Origin of the sequence: Cupriavidus sp. UGS-1, assembly GCF_021213615.1 — a bacterium.
Classification (GTDB): domain Bacteria; phylum Pseudomonadota; class Gammaproteobacteria; order Burkholderiales; family Burkholderiaceae; genus Cupriavidus.
In genome coordinates this window covers 43,974-61,682 of record NZ_JAJQJF010000023.1, presented here as the reverse complement: position 1 = coordinate 61,682, position 17,709 = coordinate 43,974, and the positions used below count along the sequence as shown (strand labels likewise).

16 protein-coding genes are annotated in these 17,709 nt (G+C 68.3%); 4 read left to right on the top strand and 12 right to left on the bottom strand.

Annotated elements, in window-relative coordinates; translation table 11 throughout:
• Positions 1-233: 233 nt before the first annotated feature.
• Positions 234-2,006, top strand: coding sequence for an acyl-CoA synthetase (locus LRR16_RS22400; protein WP_232207146.1), 1,773 nt, complete (start codon positions 234-236; stop codon positions 2,004-2,006).
• A gap of 19 nt (positions 2,007-2,025) precedes the next feature.
• Here LRR16_RS22400 and LRR16_RS22395 read toward each other — a convergent pair whose 3' ends face one another.
• Positions 2,026-2,937 carry a ferritin-like domain-containing protein gene (locus LRR16_RS22395; RefSeq protein WP_043437653.1) on the bottom strand — a complete coding sequence of 304 codons (912 nt, stop codon included), beginning with the start codon at positions 2,935-2,937 and terminating at the stop codon, positions 2,026-2,028.
• Positions 2,938-3,119: 182 nt separating this feature from the next.
• On the opposite strand from LRR16_RS22395, the gene LRR16_RS22390 reads away from it, so the two are divergent.
• The 3 genes from LRR16_RS22390 to LRR16_RS22380 all read left to right on the top strand — a co-directional run bounded on the left by LRR16_RS22390 (position 3,120) and on the right by LRR16_RS22380 (position 5,396).
• On the top strand, positions 3,120-3,644 hold the full coding sequence (locus LRR16_RS22390; RefSeq protein WP_023263671.1) for a gamma carbonic anhydrase family protein: 525 nt from the start codon (positions 3,120-3,122) through the stop codon (positions 3,642-3,644).
• A gap of 35 nt (positions 3,645-3,679) precedes the next feature.
• Positions 3,680-4,708 (top strand): Hsp33 family molecular chaperone HslO, encoded by a 1,029-nt coding sequence (locus tag LRR16_RS22385; protein WP_232207145.1) that lies wholly within the window; start codon positions 3,680-3,682, stop codon positions 4,706-4,708.
• Between the two features lie 283 nt (positions 4,709-4,991).
• Complete coding sequence (locus LRR16_RS22380) at positions 4,992-5,396, top strand: hypothetical protein (RefSeq protein WP_006576075.1); 405 nt, start codon at positions 4,992-4,994, stop codon at positions 5,394-5,396.
• 59 nt (positions 5,397-5,455) lie between these two features.
• Here LRR16_RS22380 and ftsB read toward each other — a convergent pair whose 3' ends face one another.
• The 11 genes from ftsB to edd form a co-directional block, all read right to left on the bottom strand.
• Positions 5,456-5,797, bottom strand: coding sequence for a cell division protein FtsB (ftsB, locus tag LRR16_RS22375; RefSeq protein WP_006576076.1), 342 nt, complete (start codon positions 5,795-5,797; stop codon positions 5,456-5,458).
• An 89-nt stretch (positions 5,798-5,886) separates the two neighbouring features.
• Positions 5,887-7,176 (bottom strand): phosphopyruvate hydratase, encoded by a 1,290-nt coding sequence (eno, locus tag LRR16_RS22370; RefSeq protein ID WP_006576077.1) that lies wholly within the window; start codon positions 7,174-7,176, stop codon positions 5,887-5,889.
• Positions 7,177-7,307: 131 nt separating this feature from the next.
• Complete coding sequence (locus LRR16_RS22365; protein WP_006576078.1) at positions 7,308-7,598, bottom strand: DUF1330 domain-containing protein; 291 nt, start codon at positions 7,596-7,598, stop codon at positions 7,308-7,310.
• Between the two features lie 128 nt (positions 7,599-7,726).
• Positions 7,727-8,596, bottom strand: a complete 870-nt coding sequence (gene kdsA, locus LRR16_RS22360) for a 3-deoxy-8-phosphooctulonate synthase (RefSeq protein ID WP_006576079.1) — start codon at positions 8,594-8,596, stop codon at positions 7,727-7,729.
• 25 nt (positions 8,597-8,621) lie between these two features.
• Entirely contained in the window at positions 8,622-10,277 is a 1,656-nt protein-coding gene (locus LRR16_RS22355; protein WP_006576080.1) for a CTP synthase, read from the bottom strand.
• 146 nt (positions 10,278-10,423) lie between these two features.
• The gene (locus tag LRR16_RS22350) at positions 10,424-11,245 is read right to left on the bottom strand and encodes a peptidase (protein ID WP_082928252.1); all 822 of its coding nucleotides are present in this window, start codon (positions 11,243-11,245) and stop codon (positions 10,424-10,426) included.
• A gap of 98 nt (positions 11,246-11,343) precedes the next feature.
• Positions 11,344-12,162 (bottom strand): transglutaminase family protein, encoded by an 819-nt coding sequence (locus tag LRR16_RS22345; RefSeq protein WP_232207144.1) that lies wholly within the window; start codon positions 12,160-12,162, stop codon positions 11,344-11,346.
• Positions 12,163-12,193: 31 nt separating this feature from the next.
• On the bottom strand, positions 12,194-13,147 hold the full coding sequence (locus tag LRR16_RS22340) for an alpha-E domain-containing protein (protein ID WP_006576082.1): 954 nt from the start codon (positions 13,145-13,147) through the stop codon (positions 12,194-12,196).
• An 81-nt stretch (positions 13,148-13,228) separates the two neighbouring features.
• Positions 13,229-14,701, bottom strand: coding sequence for a circularly permuted type 2 ATP-grasp protein (locus LRR16_RS22335; protein WP_006576083.1), 1,473 nt, complete (start codon positions 14,699-14,701; stop codon positions 13,229-13,231).
• Between the two features lie 230 nt (positions 14,702-14,931).
• Complete coding sequence (locus tag LRR16_RS22330) at positions 14,932-15,441, bottom strand: gluconokinase (protein WP_064573197.1); 510 nt, start codon at positions 15,439-15,441, stop codon at positions 14,932-14,934.
• A 212-nt stretch (positions 15,442-15,653) separates the two neighbouring features.
• Positions 15,654-17,516, bottom strand: a complete 1,863-nt coding sequence (gene edd / locus LRR16_RS22325) for a phosphogluconate dehydratase (protein ID WP_232207143.1) — start codon at positions 17,514-17,516, stop codon at positions 15,654-15,656.
• Positions 17,517-17,709 lie beyond the last annotated feature (193 nt).

Here is a 17,709-nt window from a genome sequence, read left to right as displayed (position 1 = left end):
TCTGCCCTGTCCCGCCTGTCGGCTGTTTGGTTGCGGCGATGGCGCTGCCGGTCGTGATGGTCGTGATGGTCGCGATGGTCGTGGTGAAGCCCGCCATCCCGGAGCCATAAAATCGAACGCTCGTTCGATTTACCGCGATTGTAGCCACAAGCACGTCCGCGACGCCAGCCAGCATGCCAACAAACGCCGCGGCGCCCCAACGCCCGGCACACAAGAAAAGAACGGAGACCACCATGGCCGCACCCTCGCTGCCGGACAGCCGGCGCGACGACTATTCCGCGCTCTACCGCGATTTCCGCTGGCACGTTCCCGAATACTTCAATCTCGCCGAAGCCTGCTGCGGCCGTTGGGCGCGCGACCCCGCGACGCGCGACCGGATCGCGGTCCATGCCGAGCACGAGGACGGCCGGCGCGCCGCGCACCGCTACGGCGAGATCCAGCGCGACGCCAACCGGCTGTCGCACGCGCTGCGCGCGCTCGGAGTCCGGCGCGGCGACCGCGTCGCCATCGTGCTGCCGCAGCGGATCGAGACCGTGGTCGCCCATATGGCGGTCTACCAGCTTGGCGCGATCGCGATGCCGCTGTCGATGCTGTTCGGCCCCGAGGCGCTGGGCTATCGGCTGCAGCACAGCGAGGCCTGCGTGGCGATCGCCGACGAGACCTCGATCGACAATCTGCTGGCCGCGCGCGGCGACTGCCCGGCGCTCCAGGCGGTCATTGCCGTCGGCGACGCGGCCGGCCGGGGCGACCGCGACTGGGACGCGGCGCTGGCGGACCAGGCTGACGACTTCACGGCCGAGCGGACCAAGGCCGACGAGGCCGCGGTGCTGATCTACACCAGCGGCACCACCGGTCCGCCCAAGGGCGCGCTGCTGCCGCACCGCGCGCTGATCGGCAACCTGACCGGCTTCGTCTGCTCGCAGAACTGGTATCCGCGCGAGGACGATGTGTTCTGGAGTCCCGCCGACTGGGCCTGGACCGGCGGACTTTGGGACGCGCTGATGCCGGCGCTGTATTTCGGCAAGTCGATCGTCGGCTATCAGGGCCGCTTCTCGCCCGAGGTCGCGTTCGGGCTGATGGAGCGCTACCGCGTCACCAACTCCTTCCTGTTCCCGACCGCGCTCAAGCAGATGATGAAGGCCTGCCCCGCCCCGCGCGAGCGCTACGACATCCGCCTGCGCGCGCTGATGAGCGCGGGCGAGGCGGTCGGCCAGACGGTGTTCGACTGGTGCCGCGAGGCCTTCGGCGTGATCGTCAACGAAATGTTCGGCCAGACCGAGATCAACTACATCGTCGGCAACTGCACGGCGCAATACGACGACGGGCAGCTCGGCTGGCCGGCGCGGCCTGGCTCGATGGGACGGCCCTACCCGGGCCACCGCGTCGCCGTGGTCGACGAAGAAGGTCGCCCCTGCCCGCCCGGCGAGGACGGCGAGGTCGCGGTCTGCACCACCGACATCCACGGCCATCCCGATCCGGTGTTCTTCCTGGGCTACTGGAAGAACGAGGCGGCCACCGAGGGCAAGTTTGTCGAGCACGACGGCCTGCGCTGGTGCCGCACCGGCGATCTTGCCCGCGTCGATGAAAACGGCTACCTGTGGTACCAGGGGCGCGCCGACGACGTCTTCAAGTCCTCGGGCTACCGGATCGGACCCAGCGAGATCGAGAACTGCCTGCTCAAGCATCCGGCGGTGTCGAACTGCGCGGTGGTGCCGTCGCCGGACCCGGAGCGCGGCGCCATCGTGAAGGCGTTCATCGTGCTGACGGCGGGCGTGCAGCGCTCGGCCGAGGCCGAGGCCGCGCTGGTCGCGGAATTGCAGCAGCATGTGCGCGGTCAGCTGGCGCCGTACGAGTACCCGAAGGCCATCGCCTTCATCGACCAGCTGCCGATGACCACCACCGGCAAGATCCAGCGACGCGTGCTTCGGCTGCAGGAGGAAGAGGCGGCGCGGCAGCGAGCAAACGCCGGCCAGCGCGCCGGAACTCAGCGCGTCGGCAACGCTTAGAAGAGGAACGCCTGGACGGTCAGCCGGCGCTGCCGGTCAGCCAGGCCAGCTCGTCCTCGTCGAAGCCGGCCGCGCGGCGCGCCGCCAGATTGAACGGCGGCCGCAGCCGCGGCGCCTGGTGGCGTTCGGCCAGTTCGGCATAGGTGGTAACGGGGTCCAGCCCGCGTTGCGCGCAAAGCCAGCGATACCAGCGGTTGCCGATCGCCACGTGGCCGACCTCGTCGCGCAGGATGATGTCGATGATGGCCGCGGCCTCGGCATCGCCGGCGTCGGCCAGCCGGGTGCGGACCACCGGCGAGGCGTCCAGCCCGCGCGCCTCCAGCGTGCGCGGCACCAGCGCCATGCGCGCCAGCACGTCGCCGGCGGTGCGATCCGCCATCTCCCACAGGCTGTTGTGCGCCGGGAAATCGCCGTAGGCGAAGCCCAGCTGGCGCAGGTGCGCGGCCAGCAGCGTGAAGTGCAGCGCCTCCTCGTCGGCGACCTGCAGCCAGTCGCGGTAATACGCCGGCGGCATGCCGGCGAAGCGCCAGACCGCGTCGAGCGCGAGATTGATGGCGTTGAACTCGATATGCGCGAGCGCGTGGATCAGTACCGCGCGTCCCGCCGGGTCCTGCAGCGAGCGACGGCGCTCGACCTTCTGCGGCGGCACCAGCTCGGGGCGTGCCGGGCGCCCGGGCACCGGGCAGACGGCCTCGAGTTGCAGGCCGGCGCCGATGGCGTCGTCGGGGGCCTCCAATGCGGTAGCGCGCAGTCGGCGGGCGGCCGCCGCCTTGGCGGCAGGATCGCGCTCGGCCAGCACGGCGAGCGCGCGGTGGCGCAGCGAAAGCGGCGCAGAGGTCGCACCTGGGTCGTTCGGCCCCGGCGTGGCGTGGTTCGGGGCGGGTTCGGCAGCGTCAGCGGGCATGGGCGTAAAATCCGGTCTGGCCGCCATTGTAGAGCCCTGCCGGCACCGTCCGGCCGCACGGCCCACCGCCGTCCATGGGCACCGCCGCGGCGCTTGCGCCCTGCCCTGCCTGTCGTCCGGCCCGGCAAGCGCTGCAACGGCACGCGGTCACGCCCTTTAAGGCACGGCGGCCATCCCCATCTACAAACGAACCCCGTACAGGAGACCTCATGCCGCTTTACCAGCTCGGCGATACCGCCCCTTCCATCGATGCCGACGCCTACGTGGCCGCAGAAGCCACCGTGATCGGCAACGTGACACTCAAGGCGCGGGCCAGCGTCTGGCCGGGCGCGGTGATCCGGGGCGACAACGAGCCCATCGTGCTCGGCGAAGCGACCAACGTCCAGGAAGGCGCCGTGCTGCACACCGATCCGGGCTGCCCGCTGACGATCGGCGACCGCGTCACCATCGGCCACCAGGCCATGCTGCATGGCTGCACGATCGGCGAAGGCGCGCTGATCGGCATCCAGGCGGTGGTGCTGAACCGCGCGGTGATCGGCAAGGAATGCCTGGTCGGCGCCGGCGCCATCGTCACCGAAGGCAAGGTGTTCCCCGATCGCACGCTGATCCTGGGCGCCCCGGCCAAGGCGGTACGCGAGCTGAGCGACGAGGAAGTGGCCGGCCTGTACCGCAACACCGACACGTACGCGGCACGCCAGGCCGTCTACAAGACAGAATTGAAACGCATCGGCTGAGCCCACGCGCCGGCCGATCCCACCGATGGATGATCGTGACTGAAACCCAAACCCCGGACACCCTGCAGAAGTTCCTGTTCGACGCCGCCCCGGTGCGCGGCGAGCTGGTGCGGCTGCAATCGACCTGGCAGGAAGCGCTGCAGCGCCACCACTATCCGGCGCCGGTCCGCCGGCTGCTCGGCGAGATGATGGCCGCCGCGGCGCTGCTGTCGGCCAACCTGAAGTTCAACGGCGCGCTGGTGATGCAGTTGCATGGCGACGGGCCGGTGCGGATGCTGGTGGTCGAATGCCTGCCCGACCTGTCGCTGCGCGGCACCGCCAAGCTGGCCGAAGGCGTCGAGATCGCCGACGATGCCACGCTGGCCGAACTGGTCAATCAGCATGGCCAGGGCCGCTTTGCCATCACGCTGGACCCGCACGACAAGCTGCCGGGCCAGCAGCCCTACCAGGGCATCGTGCCGCTGGCCGACGCCCACGGACCGCTGGGTTCGATCAGCGCCGTGCTCGAGCACTACATGCAGGCCTCGGAGCAGCTCGACACGCGGCTGTGGCTGGCCGCCGACGACCGCGTCGCCGCCGGCATGCTGCTGCAGAAGCTGCCCTCCTACGGCGGCACGATGGAAGGCAAGCCCGGCCGGCCGCCCGCGCAGGTCGGCGAGACCGGCGCGCCGCTGTCGGCTCATGGCCGCGCCCAGGATCTCGACACCTGGGACCGCGCCTGCCAGCTCGGCGCCACGCTGAAGACCGAGGAACTGCTGGCCGAGCAGCCCGATACGCTGCTGCGGCGGCTGTTCTGGGAGGATCTGCAGGATGCCGGGCTGCGCGTGTTCGAACCGGGCACGCCGCACTTCCGTTGCTCGTGCTCGCGGACCAAGGTGGCCAACATGCTGCAGTCGCTGGGCCAGGCCGAGGTCGACGACATCGTGGCCGAGCGCGGCTCGGTCGAGATCCATTGCGACTTCTGCGGCCAGGAGTACCGCTTCGACCCGGTCGACTGCGCACAGTTGTTCAGCGGCGCCGCGATGCCGGCGGGTGTCGGCGAGGGCGCCGGGCATCGGCACTGAGCTGCACTGAGTTGCCCTGAGCGGCGGCACTGAGCGCGACCGCGCCAGCCTCACCCGTTCCCCGGATGTTCTCCCTCTCCCCTCAGGGGGAGAGGGTTGGGGAGAGGAGGTGGTTTCAAGCCCCACCGCCATATTCACCGCCGCTGCCCTCTCCCCCGCCCCTCTCCCGCAAGCGGGAGAGGGGAGAAACCCTGCAGTGCGCAGGCGCCGCAAACTTTGTGCGCTCACTAAAATCAAAGACAACAAAGTCTTACCGACACCCGCGCACCGCCTGGAGGTCATCATGCCGGCCATCCCTTCGTCGATCCGTCTTGCATTGCTGGCCGCGCCGCTGCTGGCCGCGGGATGCGCCGCCAATCTGCCCCGCGACATCAACGGTTCGCCGCCCATCGCCCGGCTGGCGCCGGATGCCGGCTCGCGCGGCCCGGCAGCGCCGCTCAGTGCCGAGGAACGCAAGCGCCTCGACACGCTGAACAAGCAGGTGCTGCGCGAACAGGAAGCCGCGATCGCGCGCGATCAGCAGGCCCAGGCATGGGCGCGCGCGTCGACCTACGCCTATCCGGCGTATCCGCTGTCGAGCTGGAGTCTGTACTACGGGGGATGGGGCCGCGGCCGCTGGGGCGGCGGGGTCAGCATCGGCTCGCCCGGCTATTGGGGCTGGGGCGGCTATCCGTACTGGTGGTGGTAAAGCGGCTGGCGTGAGCGCCGAGCCGGCGCCAGCCTGGCGCTCCGTCGCGCGGTGGTGACTTAGCGCCCGCCGGAGGCTGGCTTCGTCGCCGGAGGCGGCGGCAGCGGCGGCGTGGCGCTGACCTTGGGGGCCGGCGCGACGAACTGGATGAACACCTCGCCGTCCTTGACCATGCCGAGCTCGTAGCGCGCCCGTTCCTCGACCGCGCCGGTGCCGTCCTGCAGGTCCAGCACCTCGCCCTCGAGCTTGGCGTTGCGGCGCTTCAGCTGTTCGTTGCGGGCGGTCTGCTCGCCGACCTGCTTGTTCAATTCCCACACGCGCAACCAGCCGCCCTTGCCCAGCCACAGGGGGTACTGGATCGCGAGCAGCACCACGAACAACAGCAGCGTAATCAGGCGCATGGGCAATTAGAGATCGGACGACTTGGCGGTGGCGGCGCTTGCGAGGGGCGCGGCGGCCGGGGCCGCCGCACACCCGCCGACTCCCGGGCTTAGCGCAGATTGTAGAACGCGCTCTTGCCGGGGTAGCTGGCGATATCGCCCAGGTCTTCCTCGATGCGCAGCAGCTGGTTGTACTTGGCGATACGGTCCGAGCGGGACAGCGAGCCGGTCTTGATCTGGCCGGCGTTGGTGCCGACCGCGATATCGGCGATCGTGCTGTCCTCGGTCTCGCCCGAACGGTGCGAGATCACGGCCGTGTAGCCGGCGCGCTTGGCCATCTCGATCGCGGCGAAGGTCTCGGTCAGCGTGCCGATCTGGTTGATCTTGATCAGGATCGAGTTGCCGATGCCCTTCTCGATGCCTTCCTTCAGGATCTTGGTGTTGGTGACGAACAGGTCGTCGCCGACCAGCTGCACACGCTTGCCGAGCTTGTCGGTCAGCACCTTCCAGCCGTCCCAGTCGCCCTCGGCCATGCCGTCCTCGATCGACACGATCGGGAACTTGTCGCACAGATTGGCCAGGTAGTCGGCCCACTGGGTCGAGTTCAGCGTCAGGCCTTCGCCTTCGAGGTGATACAGGTCCTCGCCTTCGCGGAAGAACTCGCTCGAGGCGCAGTCCAGCGCCAGCAGCACGTCCTCGCCGGCACGGTAGCCGGCCTTCTCGATCGCCTGCAGGATCGTGTTCAGGCATTCCTCGTTCGAGGCGAAGTTCGGGGCGAAGCCGCCTTCGTCGCCGACCGCGGTCGACATGCCCTTGTCGGCCAGGATTTTCTTCAGCGCGTGGAACACCTCGGCGCCGCAGCGCAGCGCTTCACGGAAGCTCTTCTGCGACACCGGCATGATCATGAATTCCTGGATGTCCAGGCTGTTGTTGGCGTGCGCGCCGCCGTTGACGATGTTCATCATCGGCACCGGCATCTGCATCGCGCCCGAACCGCCGAAGTAGCGGTACAGCGGCAGGCCGGCTTCCTCGGCGGCGGCCTTGGCGACCGCCATCGACACGGCCAGCATCGCGTTGGCGCCCAGGCGGCTCTTGTTCTCGGTGCCGTCCAGATCGATCAGCGTGCGGTCCAGGAAGGCCTGCTCGGAGGCGTCCAGGCCCATGATCGCTTCGGAGATCTCGGTGTTGATGTGCTCGACGGCCTTCAGCACGCCCTTGCCCAGGTAGCGCGACTTGTCGCCGTCGCGCAGTTCGATCGCCTCGCGCGAGCCGGTCGACGCGCCCGACGGCACCGCGGCGCGGCCCATCACGCCCGATTCGAGCAGAACGTCGCATTCGACGGTCGGGTTGCCGCGCGAGTCGAGAACCTCGCGACCGATGATATCTACGATTGCACTCATGGATTCCTCTTGATCTAGATCTGATGAAGCTTGGGTCCGTGCACTGCGACTGTGCACCGCGTCTGGTATCGCGCTGCCTTGCCCGCGTGCTCCGGATGGAGACCCGCGTCAGGCGACGCGCCGGTCGAAGCTCAAACGCCCTCGACCACGATCATGTTCATCCGGGCCGCATGCTCGCGCGCCTTGCGGGCCGCGCGGTAGGTCTCGCCGTCGTGGAAGGCCTGGGCCGCCTCGACGCTCGGGAATTTCAGCAGCACCACGCGGGTCGGCGCCCATTCGCCTTCGAGCGGGACCGTGCGGCCGCCGCGCACCAGCACCTCGGCGCCGTGCTCCTGCATGGCCTTGCTGGACAGGACCTTGTACTGCTCGTACTGCTGCGGATCGGTGACGTCGACGTAGGCGATGATGTAGCCGGCGGCCATGCGTATCTCCAGGATGAATCTTATGGTTGTCAACGTTGCCGCCGGATGACGGCGGCAACGTGCGGAATCGGTGATCGGCGAGAAAGCCGTTGCAGCTGACGATTGACGGCTGGCGCTTGGCGCCGCGCTCAGGCGCAGGCCGGCCAGCCGAAATTGTCTTCGAGGAAGCCGGCGCGCTTGGTGAGCGCGTCCAGGTCCTTCAGCACCGCCAGCAGTTCGCGCATGCGCGACAGCGGCACGGCATTGGGACCGTCGGACATCGCCTTGCTTGGATCCGGATGGGTTTCCATGAACAGGCCCGCGATACCGACCGCCACCGCGGCGCGCGCCAGCACCGGCACGAACTCGCGCTGGCCGCCCGAGCTGGTGCCCTGCCCGCCCGGCAGCTGCACCGAGTGGGTCGCGTCGAACACCACCGGCGCGCCCGTCTCGCGCATGATCGCCAGCGAGCGCATGTCGGAAACCAGGTTGTTATAGCCGAACGACACGCCGCGCTCGCACGCCATGAAGCTGTCCTCGGGCAGGCCGGCTTCGCGGGCGGCGTCGCGGGCCTTGTCGATGACGTTCTTCATGTCGCCCGGGGCCAGGAACTGGCCCTTCTTGATATTGACCGGCTTGCCGCTCTGGGCGCAGGCGCGGATGAAATCGGTCTGCCGGCACAGGAAGGCCGGCGTCTGCAGCACGTCGACCACCGCCGCCACCGGCGCGATCTCGTCGATCTCGTGGATGTCGGTCAGCACCGGCACGCCGATCTCGCGCTTGACCGTGGCCAGGATCTCCAGCCCCTTCTCCATGCCCAGTCCGCGAAAGGACTTGCCCGACGAGCGGTTCGCCTTGTCGAACGAGGACTTGTAGATGAAGGGGATGCCGAGTTCGCCGGTGATCGTCTTCAGCTGGCCTGCCGTATCGAGGGCCATCTGCTCCGACTCGATCACGCAGGGCCCGGCGATCAGGAAGAACGGCTGGTCCAGGCCGACGTCGAATCCACACAATTTCATCTTGCTCTCCTGCTATGCGGCCGCTTCAGGCGCCCTTGCGGCGCTGCTGGCCGGCCAGCGCGGCTTCCACGTAGGCCTTGAACAGCGGATGGCCCGCGCGCGGCGTCGAGGTGAATTCCGGATGGAACTGCACGCCGACGAACCACGGGTGCATCTGCGCCGGCAGCTCCATCATCTCGGGCAGGTTCTCGGTCGGGGTGCGGGCCGAGATCACCATGCCGGCCTGTTCCAGCTGCGGCACATAGTGATTGTTGACCTCGTAGCGATGGCGATGCCGCTCGTTGACCTCGGCGCCGTAGATCTGCGCGGCCTTGGTGTCCGCCTTGACGGGCACGCGCTGCGCGCCCAGGCGCATCGTGCCGCCCAGATCGGAATCGGCCGAGCGCTGCTCGACCTTGCCGTCTCGGTCCACCCATTCGGTGATCAGCGCGACCACCGGGTGTTCGGTCTCGAGGCTGAACTCGGTCGAGTTGGCGTCGCGCATGCCGGCCACATGGCGGGCGAACTCGATCACCGCCAGCTGCATGCCCAGGCAGATGCCCAGGTACGGCACCTTGTTCTCGCGCGCATACTGGATCGCGCGGATCTTGCCCTCGGTGCCGCGCTTGCCGAAGCCGCCCGGCACCAGGATTGCGTCCAGCGGCTTGAGCACTTCGAGGTGGCCCGATTCCAGTTCCTCGGAATCGATGTATTCGATATTGACGCGCGTCGCGGTATGCATGCCCGCGTGACGCAGCGCCTCGATCAGCGACTTGTACGACTCGGTCAGGTCGACATACTTGCCGACCATGCCGATCGTCACTTCGTGTTCGGGGTTTTCCTGCGCGTTGACCAGCTTCTGCCACATCGACAGGTCGGCCGGCTTCGGATCGAGGCGCAGCTCCTCGCAGATCAGCCGGTCCAGGCCCTGCTCGTTGAGCATCTGCGGGATCTTGTAGATGCTGTCGACGTCCCACACCGAAATCACCGCTTCCTGCGGGATATTGGCGAACAGCGAGATCTTGGCGCGTTCGTCGTCCGGAATCGGCCGGTCGGCGCGGCACAGCAGCGCGGTCGGCGAGATGCCGATTTCGCGCAGCTTCTGCACCGAGTGCTGGGTGGGCTTGGTCTTGAGCTCGCCGGCGCTGGCGATGAACGGCACCAGCGTCAGATGGACGAAGGCCGCGTGGTTGCGGCCCATGCGCAGGCTCATCTGGCGCGCGGCCTCCAGGAACGGCAGCGATTCGATGTCACCGACGGTACCGCCGATCTCGACCAGCGCCACGTCGGCCTTGCCTTCGTGCGAGGCGGCCGCGCCCTTCTCGATGAACGCCTGGATCTCGTTGGTGATATGCGGGATCACCTGCACGGTCTTGCCCAGGTATTCGCCGCGCCGCTCCTTGCGGATCACCGATTCGTAGATCTGGCCCGTGGTGAAGTTGTTCGACTTGCGCATCTTGGCCGAGACGAAGCGCTCGTAGTGGCCAAGATCGAGGTCGGTCTCCGCGCCGTCTTCCGTGACGAATACTTCGCCATGCTGGAAGGGGCTCATCGTGCCGGGGTCGACGTTGATGTAGGGATCGAGCTTGAGGAGGGTGACTTTGAGGCCGCGCGACTCGAGAATAGCCGCGAGCGAGGCGGCAGCGATGCCCTTGCCGAGGGAAGAGACGACGCCACCGGTGACGAAGACGAATTTGGTCATAAACCGAGCTTGCCGGGGAAATCGGGATTATACATGAGCGGGGCCGGATGGACCGCCCGAATCGGCGTGCCGGACTGTGCGCTCACGTGTCGAATTCGGCCGCGCCCCGGCACCGTGCAAGCCCTCGAAGCCAGCTCCACCACGGTTCACTGCGGTTCGCGCGGACGCTCGCGCCGTGCCCGCACCGGCTGCCCCCAGCGGTCGCCCTCGCCCTGCCGCGTCAGCGGGTGCTCGACCCGGTCGGCGGCGTCCCATTCCGGATTGTCGATCTCGCGGAATACCTGGCGCAGGCGCTCGCCCCAGGTCTCGCGGATCATGCAGAAATACGGATTGCGATCGTCGATCGTGGCAAAGCGCGTCACATGCAGCGAATCGGCCTCGTAGACCAGCAGGTCCAGCGGCAGCCCCACCGAGATATTGGACTTGAGCGTCGAGTCCATCGAGATCAGCGCGCACTTGGCCCCTTCGGCCAGCGGCAACGCCGGATGCACCACGCGGTCGATGATCGGCTTGCCGTACTTGGCCTCGCCGATCTGGAAGTAGCAGTTCTCCGGCGTCGCCTCGACGAAATTGCCGGCCGCATAGATATTGAACAGGCGCGCCCGTTCCCGGCCGATCTGGCCGCCGAAGATCAGGCTGACGTTGAACTCGATGCCGGCATCGCGCAGCGCATCGGCATCGCGCCGATGCACCTGGCGCACCGCGTCGCCGACGATCGAGGCCGCTTCGAACATATCGCGCGCGGTCCACAGCGAGCGCTTGCCGTCGCGGCTCTCCATCAGGATCTGGCGGATCGACTGGCTGATGGCCAGGTTGCCGGCGGTCATCAGCACCATGACGCGGTCGCCGGTCTCCTCGAACACCGTCAGCTTGCGGGCGGTCGAGATCGCGTCGACACCCGCATTGGTGCGCGAGTCGGACAGGAATACCAGGCCGGCATCGAGCCGCATGGCTACACAGTACGTCATGGCTTTGTCTTATTGTGGTGACATGGCGCGCGGCGGAACGCGCGGGAGCATCCCGGCATTCTAGCGCCCTCCTCGCGCGCGCCCTGCACCCCGGAGGCTCAGACCGGCTCGATCAGGATCTGCACCGACAGCGATTCGGTGCCGCCGCCCTCGCGCACGCCGCGGATCGGCGCCGCGGAGCGGTAGTCGCGCCCCACCGCCAGGCGGATATGGCGGGTGTCGGTGAAGCAGCCGTGCGTCACGTCGATGCTGCACCAGCGCTCGCGCTCGGTGTCGACGCACAGGTCGGCCCAGGCGTGGCTGGCCAGCTCGGTGGCGGCCGGGTCGTGGAAATAGCCGCTGACGTAGCGCGCCGGCACACCGAAGGCGCGGCAGGCGGCCACCATCACCTGCGCCTGGTCCTGGCAGACCCCGGCGCCGAGTGCGAAGGCCTCGGCGGCGCTGGTGCCGACATCGGTGGCATTGGGCTGGTAGCGCACGCGTTCGCCAATCGCCTGGGCCAGCGCCAGCAGCGCGGCCGGGTCATGGCCGGCGGCCAGATACGGCGCGGCGAATGCGCTCAGCTCGGCCGGCGCGCTGGTCAGCGGCGTGCCGCTGCGAAAGTACAGCGGCGACACGCGCGCCTCGCCCGGCGGCGGGGCGTCGCCAAAGCAGCCGTCGGCATCGGCGGCGGGCGTGATCTCGACCTCGCCGCTGGCGGCGATGGTGATGGTGTCGGCCGGCCGCGCCAGCGTGAACTGATGGACGATATTGCCGAAGCCGTCGAGCGACTCGGACAGATTGCCCGGCACCGACAGCTGCCATTGGTGCACCTGCTGCAGCGGGCCGGAGCGCGGCGCCAGCCGCAGCTCGTGAACGCTGCGGATCACCGGCTCGGTATAGCGATAAACGGTGCGGTGGTGGATCTGGTATTTCACGGTCCTGTCGCGCGACGCCGGGTTCAGGCTTTCAGGCTGCCAGCGGGGGCACCAGGAAATCCCGGCTGATGCCGCTGCCCAGATCGCCGATGCGTTCAAGGAAGCTGGTCAGGAACGCGTGCAGCCCGACCGCGAAGATGTCGTCGATGCGCGCGTATTTGAGGTCGGCATGCAGTTTACCAGCGTGCCGTTCGGTCTCGGCGGACTGCTGGTTGCGCACCAGCGCCAGGATCGCCACCACCTCGTCCATGCTCGACACCAGCGAACGCGGCATGTCGGGCCGCAGGATCAGCAGTTCGGCGACGCGCACCGGCGTGATCACGGTGCGGTAGATCTTGCGGTAGACCTCGAAGCCGGACACCGAGCGCAGCACCGCGGCCCAGTGATAGAAATCCTGTTCGGTCCGCTCGCTGCCGCCATTCTCGCTGCCGGTGGCCTGGAACTTGACGTCGAGGATCCGCGCGGTATTGTCGGCGCGCTCCAGGAAGGTGCCCAGCCGCATGAAGTGGAAGGCGTCGTCCTTCAGCATGGTGCCGAACTGCACGCCGCGCGCCAGATGCGAGCGGAACTTGACCCATTCGAAGAACTGCGACGGATCGTCGCGCAGCACGCCGTCCGTGATCATCCGCTGCACGTCCAGCCACGTGGTGTTCAGCGTCTCCCACACCTCGGTCGTCAGCGAACCGCGCACGGCCCGCGCGTTCTCGCGCGCCGCGCGCAGGCAGCTCATGATCGACGACGGGTTGGTCATGTCGCGCACCATGAAGTCGATCACGTCCTCGCGCGAGAGCAGCCCGTACTTGTGGTCGAACGCGTGCGTCAACTCGGAGATATCGAGCATCGCCCACCAGCCCTGCTCGGCCACCTCGATCGATTGCGGCAGCAGCGAGGTCTGGTAGTTGACGTCGAGCATGCGCGCGGTATTTTCGGCGCGCTCGGTGTAGCGCGCCATCCAGAACAGGTGGTCGGCGGTGCGGCTCAGCATGATGGCTCTCCGTGGTCCGGTCGAAGATCGCGGGGGGTCGGCAGGGGTTGCCAGGTATCGATGGCTCGGCGGTTCAGCGGTTCAGCGCTCCAGCACCCAGGTGTCCTTGGTGCCGCCGCCCTGCGAGGAATTGACCACCAGCGACCCCTCGCGCAGCGCCACGCGCGTCAGCCCGCCCGGCACCATGCGCACCTCCTTGCCCGACAGCACGAACGGCCGCAGATCGATATGGCGCGGCGCGATGCCGGCCTCGACATAGGTCGGACAGGTCGACAGCGCCAGCGTCGGTTGCGCGATGTATTGATGCGGCCGCGCCTTGACCACCTCGCGGAACGCGTCGATCTCCGCGCGCGTCGCCGCCGGCCCGACCAGCATGCCGTAGCCGCCGGCGCCATGCGTTTCCTTGACCACGAGTTCGTCCATGTGGTCGAGCACGTACTGCAGATCGTCCGGGCGCCGGCACATATAGGTCGGCACGTTGGCCAGCAGCGGCTCCTCGCCCAGATAGAAGCGGATCATCTCCGGCACATAGGGATAGATCGACTTGTCGTCGGCGACGCCGGTACCGATCGCATTGCATACCGTGACATTGCCGGCGCGATAGACCGCCAGCAGGCCGGCCGCGCCCAGCGTCGAATCGGGCCGGAACACCAGCGGATCGAGAAAGTCGTCGTCGACGCGGCGGTAGATCACGTCGACGCGCTGTGGGCCCTGCGTGGTGCGCATGTACAGAAAGTCGTCCTGCACGAACAGGTCGCTGCCCTCGACCAGTTCGATGCCCATCTGCTGCGCCAGGAACGCATGTTCGAAATAGGCGGAGTTGTACATGCCGGGCGTCAGCACCACCACGGTGGGATCGGCCATCCCCTGCGGCGACACGCTGCGCAGCATGTCCAGCAGCAGGTCGGGATAGTGGGCCACCGGCGCGACGCGGTTGCGCGCAAACAGCTCGGGGAACAACCGCATCATCATCTTGCGATTCTCGAGCATGTACGAGACGCCGGACGGCACCCGCAGATTGTCCTCGAGCACATAGAACTCGCCCTCGCCGGCGCGCACCACGTCGATGCCGGCGACATGCGCATAGATGTCGCGCGGCACGTCGATGCCCAGCATCTCGGGACGGTACTGCGCGTTGTCGTAGACCTGCTCGGGCGGAATCACGCCGGCGCGGATGATGTCCTGCCCGTGATAGATGTCATGGATGAAGCGGTTCAGCGCGGCGACCCGCTGGCGCAGGCCCCGCTCCAGCAGCGCCCATTCGCCGGCCGGGAAGATGCGCGGAATCACGTCGAACGGGATGGTGCGCTCGGTGCCGCTGTTGTCCTCGTCCTTGTCGCCATAGACGGCGAAGGTGATGCCCACGCGCCGGAACACCAGGTCGGCCTCGGCACGCTTGTTGGCCATGGTGGCCTCCGACTGGCGCGCCAGCCAGTCGGCGAAGTGACGGTAGTGCGGCCGGATCGCGTCGGGCGACAAGGCCTGCCCGGCGGCGATGTTCGGGGGCGCATCGCCGCGCCAGTCCAGCATTTCATCGAAAAACCGCGCCGCCATGATGCCCTCCCCAGTGCCGGGCGCCCGACCGGCCGCCGCGCATCGTTGACTCCTACAGCATACGTCCGGCCGCTGCCCCCGAGAAGGAAGTCAGGTGCCTTGGCAGACATTCAAGCAAGATGTCTGCCAGTGGAAAGGTTGCGCAAACGGGGCGGAAAGACGCGCAGGGGCGGGAAACGTCACGGAATGGCGCGGAGCGGCGCGGGAACAGGCCGCCCCGGCACACCATTTCAGTGCACGGGCTGGCCGCCGCGGACTGGCGGACGCTCCGCCAGGATCTGGCGCACCAGCTCCTCGGGCGGCTTGCGGATATCGAGCACCAGCGCGTCGCGCGGCTCCTCCAGCGTATCGAGCTGGCTCTGCAGCAGCTTGGGGTCGAAGAAATGCCCGCTGCGGCCGGCCAGGCGGGTGCGCAGCACGTCGATATCGCCCTTCAGGTAGATGAAGCTGACCCCGCCGTCGGGCGGCGTCAGCCGGTCGCGATAGATCTGGCGCAGCGCGGAGCAGGTGAAGACGTGGGGGCGGCCCTCGGCGCGGGCCTGGTCGATGGCCGCGCGCATCGCGTCCAGCCAGGGCCAGCGGTCCTCGTCGGTCAGCGGAATGCCCGCGGCCATCTTGGCCTTGTTGGCGGCGCTGTGGAATTCGTCGGCATCATGGAAGCCGCAATGCAGCGCCTGCGCCAGCAGCGAGCCGACCGTGGTCTTGCCGCTGCCGGAGACGCCCATCAGGATATAGATCATGTCTGCTCCATCGATCAGGATCGGACGGTCGGTGCCGTCCTTGTTGGTCTGACCGCGCGCCGGCGAGTTCGCATGCGGGCGGTCGAGGCCGGACGCCAGGTCCGGCCGACTTCGGGATTGATTCGGTATCGGATATCGCCCAGCGGATAGCGGATAGCGGGTTCCGGATAGCGGCTGCCGCAAGTACGCCCTACAGCACGACTACAGCACGACTATAGTGCGCGCGGCGCCGCCATCGCATCGGCCTCGCTGAGGTCCAGCGCGCTGCCGCCCTGCTCGGCGCCGCGCGCGTGGCGGCGGAACAGGCCGAACAGGCCGCGGCCCAGGCTGTAGTCGGCGAACGCGTCCTGCGGCGGTGCAGCAGGCGCGCGCGCCGCGAGCTCTGCCGGATCGCCGAGCCACGCCAGCGTGCCGGCGACCGCATCGACGCGCAGCAGGTCGCCATCGCGCACGCGCGCCAGCGGACCGCCCGCGCTGGCCTCGGGGCCGACGTGGATCACCGCCGGCACCTTGCCGGAGGCACCCGACATGCGGCCGTCGGTGACCAGCGCGACGCGATGGCCGGCGTCCTGCAGCGCGCCCAGCGGCGGCGTCAGCCGGTGCAGCTCCGGCATGCCGTTGGCGTTCGGCCCCTGGAAGCGCACCACGACGATGACGTCGCGGTCGAGCTCGCCGCGCGCGAACGCGTCCTGCAACGCCTGCTGCGATTCGAACACGCGCGCCGGCGCCTCGACGATCCGGTGCTCGGGCGCGACCGCCGACACCTTGATCACGCCGCGGCCCAGGTTGCCGGACATCAAGCGCAATCCGCCTTCGGGATCGAACGGCTTGTCGATCGGCGCGAGCACCTGCGCGTCGCCGCTTTGCGCCGGGGCTTCGCGCCACTGCAACGCGCCGTCGTGCAGTACCGGCTCCCGCGCATAACGCGCCAGTCCCGGGCCGGCCACGGTCTCGACGTCCTCGTGCAGCAGCCCGGCATCGAGCAGTTGCCGAATGACGAAGCCGACGCCGCCGGCCGCATGGAAATGATTGACGTCGGCGGCGCCGTTCGGATAGACGCGCGCCAGCAGCGGCGTCACGCGCGACAGCCGGTCGAAGTCGTCCCAGTCGATCACGATGCCGGCCGCACGCGCCATCGCCACCAGATGGATCGTGTGGTTGGTCGAGCCGCCGGTCGCCAGCAGTCCGACGATGCCGTTGACGACCGCGCGTTCGTCGACGATGCGGCAGATCGGCAGATAGCCATCGCCGCGTGCCGACAGTGCCAGCGCGCGCTGCGCCGCGGCGGCCGTCAGCGCATCGCGCAGGCCGCCCTCCGGCGGCACGAACGCCGCGCCCGGCAGATGCAGGCCCATGATTTCCATCAGCAGCTGGTTGCTGTTGGCGGTGCCATAGAACGTGCAGGTGCCGGCGCCGTGATAGGCCTGGCACTCGGCCTCGAGCAGCGCGTCGCGGCCGACCTGGCCGGTGGCATACAGCTGCCGCACGCGCGCCTTCTCCTTGTTGGGCAGGCCGCTGGCCATCGGTCCGGCCGGCACCATCACCACCGGCAAATGGCCGAACTGCAGCGCGCCCATCACCAGCCCCGGGACGATCTTGTCGCAGACGCCGAGCATCACCACCGCATCGAAGGTGTTGTGCGACAGCGCGATCGCGGCGCCCATCGCGATCGCATCGCGTGAGAACAGCGAAAGCTCCATGCCGGGATTGCCCTGCGTGATGCCGTCGCACATCGCCGGCACGCCGCCGGCGACCTGCGCCACCGCGCCCACTTCACGCGCCGCCGCGCGGATCAGCGCGGGATAGCGCTCATAGGGCTGGTGCGCGGACAGCATGTCGTTGTACGCGGTGACGATGCCGAGATTCAGCGCATGTTCCACGCGCAGCTTCAGCTTGTCGGCGGCCGGCAGCGCGGCGTAGCCATGAGCCAGGTTGGCGCAGGACAAGCCCTGTGCCGGGCCCAGTTCGCGTTGCGCGCGGGCGCAGCGCTCCAGGTAGGCGCTGCGGCTGGCGCGGCTACGTTCGACGATGCGCGCGGTGACGTCGCGCACGGCGGAATCGAGAGTCTGTGGCATTCGATATGAAGAGGCGAACGGGGGATCGGGCGGTTCGATCAACGGGATATCGGCGGATCCCGGCAGGGTCGATTTGTGTAGAATTTCTACATTCTACCGGAAGACGGCGCCATTCCAGAAGCCTCGTGTCGCACCGCCCCATCCCAAACAGCGAAAAAACCCAGTGAAATCGAGCTTTCCATCGTTCGGCATC

Bases quoted from the DNA above. Each gene is read 5' to 3' on its own strand.
- LRR16_RS22400 (WP_232207146.1), top strand. From the start codon at position 234: ATGGCCGCACCCTCGCTGCCGGACAGCCGGCGCGACGACTATTCCGCG.
- LRR16_RS22395 (WP_043437653.1), bottom strand. From the start codon at position 2,937: ATGGCGGCCAGACCGGATTTTACGCCCATGCCCGCTGACGCTGCCGAA.
- LRR16_RS22390 (WP_023263671.1), top strand. From the start codon at position 3,120: ATGCCGCTTTACCAGCTCGGCGATACCGCCCCTTCCATCGATGCCGAC.
- LRR16_RS22380 (WP_006576075.1), top strand. From the start codon at position 4,992: ATGCCGGCCATCCCTTCGTCGATCCGTCTTGCATTGCTGGCCGCGCCG.
- ftsB (WP_006576076.1), bottom strand. From the start codon at position 5,797: ATGCGCCTGATTACGCTGCTGTTGTTCGTGGTGCTGCTCGCGATCCAG.
- eno (WP_006576077.1), bottom strand. From the start codon at position 7,176: ATGAGTGCAATCGTAGATATCATCGGTCGCGAGGTTCTCGACTCGCGC.
- LRR16_RS22365 (WP_006576078.1), bottom strand. From the start codon at position 7,598: ATGGCCGCCGGCTACATCATCGCCTACGTCGACGTCACCGATCCGCAG.
- kdsA (WP_006576079.1), bottom strand. From the start codon at position 8,596: ATGAAATTGTGTGGATTCGACGTCGGCCTGGACCAGCCGTTCTTCCTG.
- LRR16_RS22355 (WP_006576080.1), bottom strand. From the start codon at position 10,277: ATGACCAAATTCGTCTTCGTCACCGGTGGCGTCGTCTCTTCCCTCGGC.
- LRR16_RS22350 (WP_082928252.1), bottom strand. From the start codon at position 11,245: ATGACGTACTGTGTAGCCATGCGGCTCGATGCCGGCCTGGTATTCCTG.
- LRR16_RS22340 (WP_006576082.1), bottom strand. From the start codon at position 13,147: ATGCTGAGCCGCACCGCCGACCACCTGTTCTGGATGGCGCGCTACACC.
- LRR16_RS22335 (WP_006576083.1), bottom strand. From the start codon at position 14,701: ATGGCGGCGCGGTTTTTCGATGAAATGCTGGACTGGCGCGGCGATGCG.
- LRR16_RS22330 (WP_064573197.1), bottom strand. From the start codon at position 15,441: ATGATCTATATCCTGATGGGCGTCTCCGGCAGCGGCAAGACCACGGTC.
- edd (WP_232207143.1), bottom strand. From the start codon at position 17,516: ATGCCACAGACTCTCGATTCCGCCGTGCGCGACGTCACCGCGCGCATC.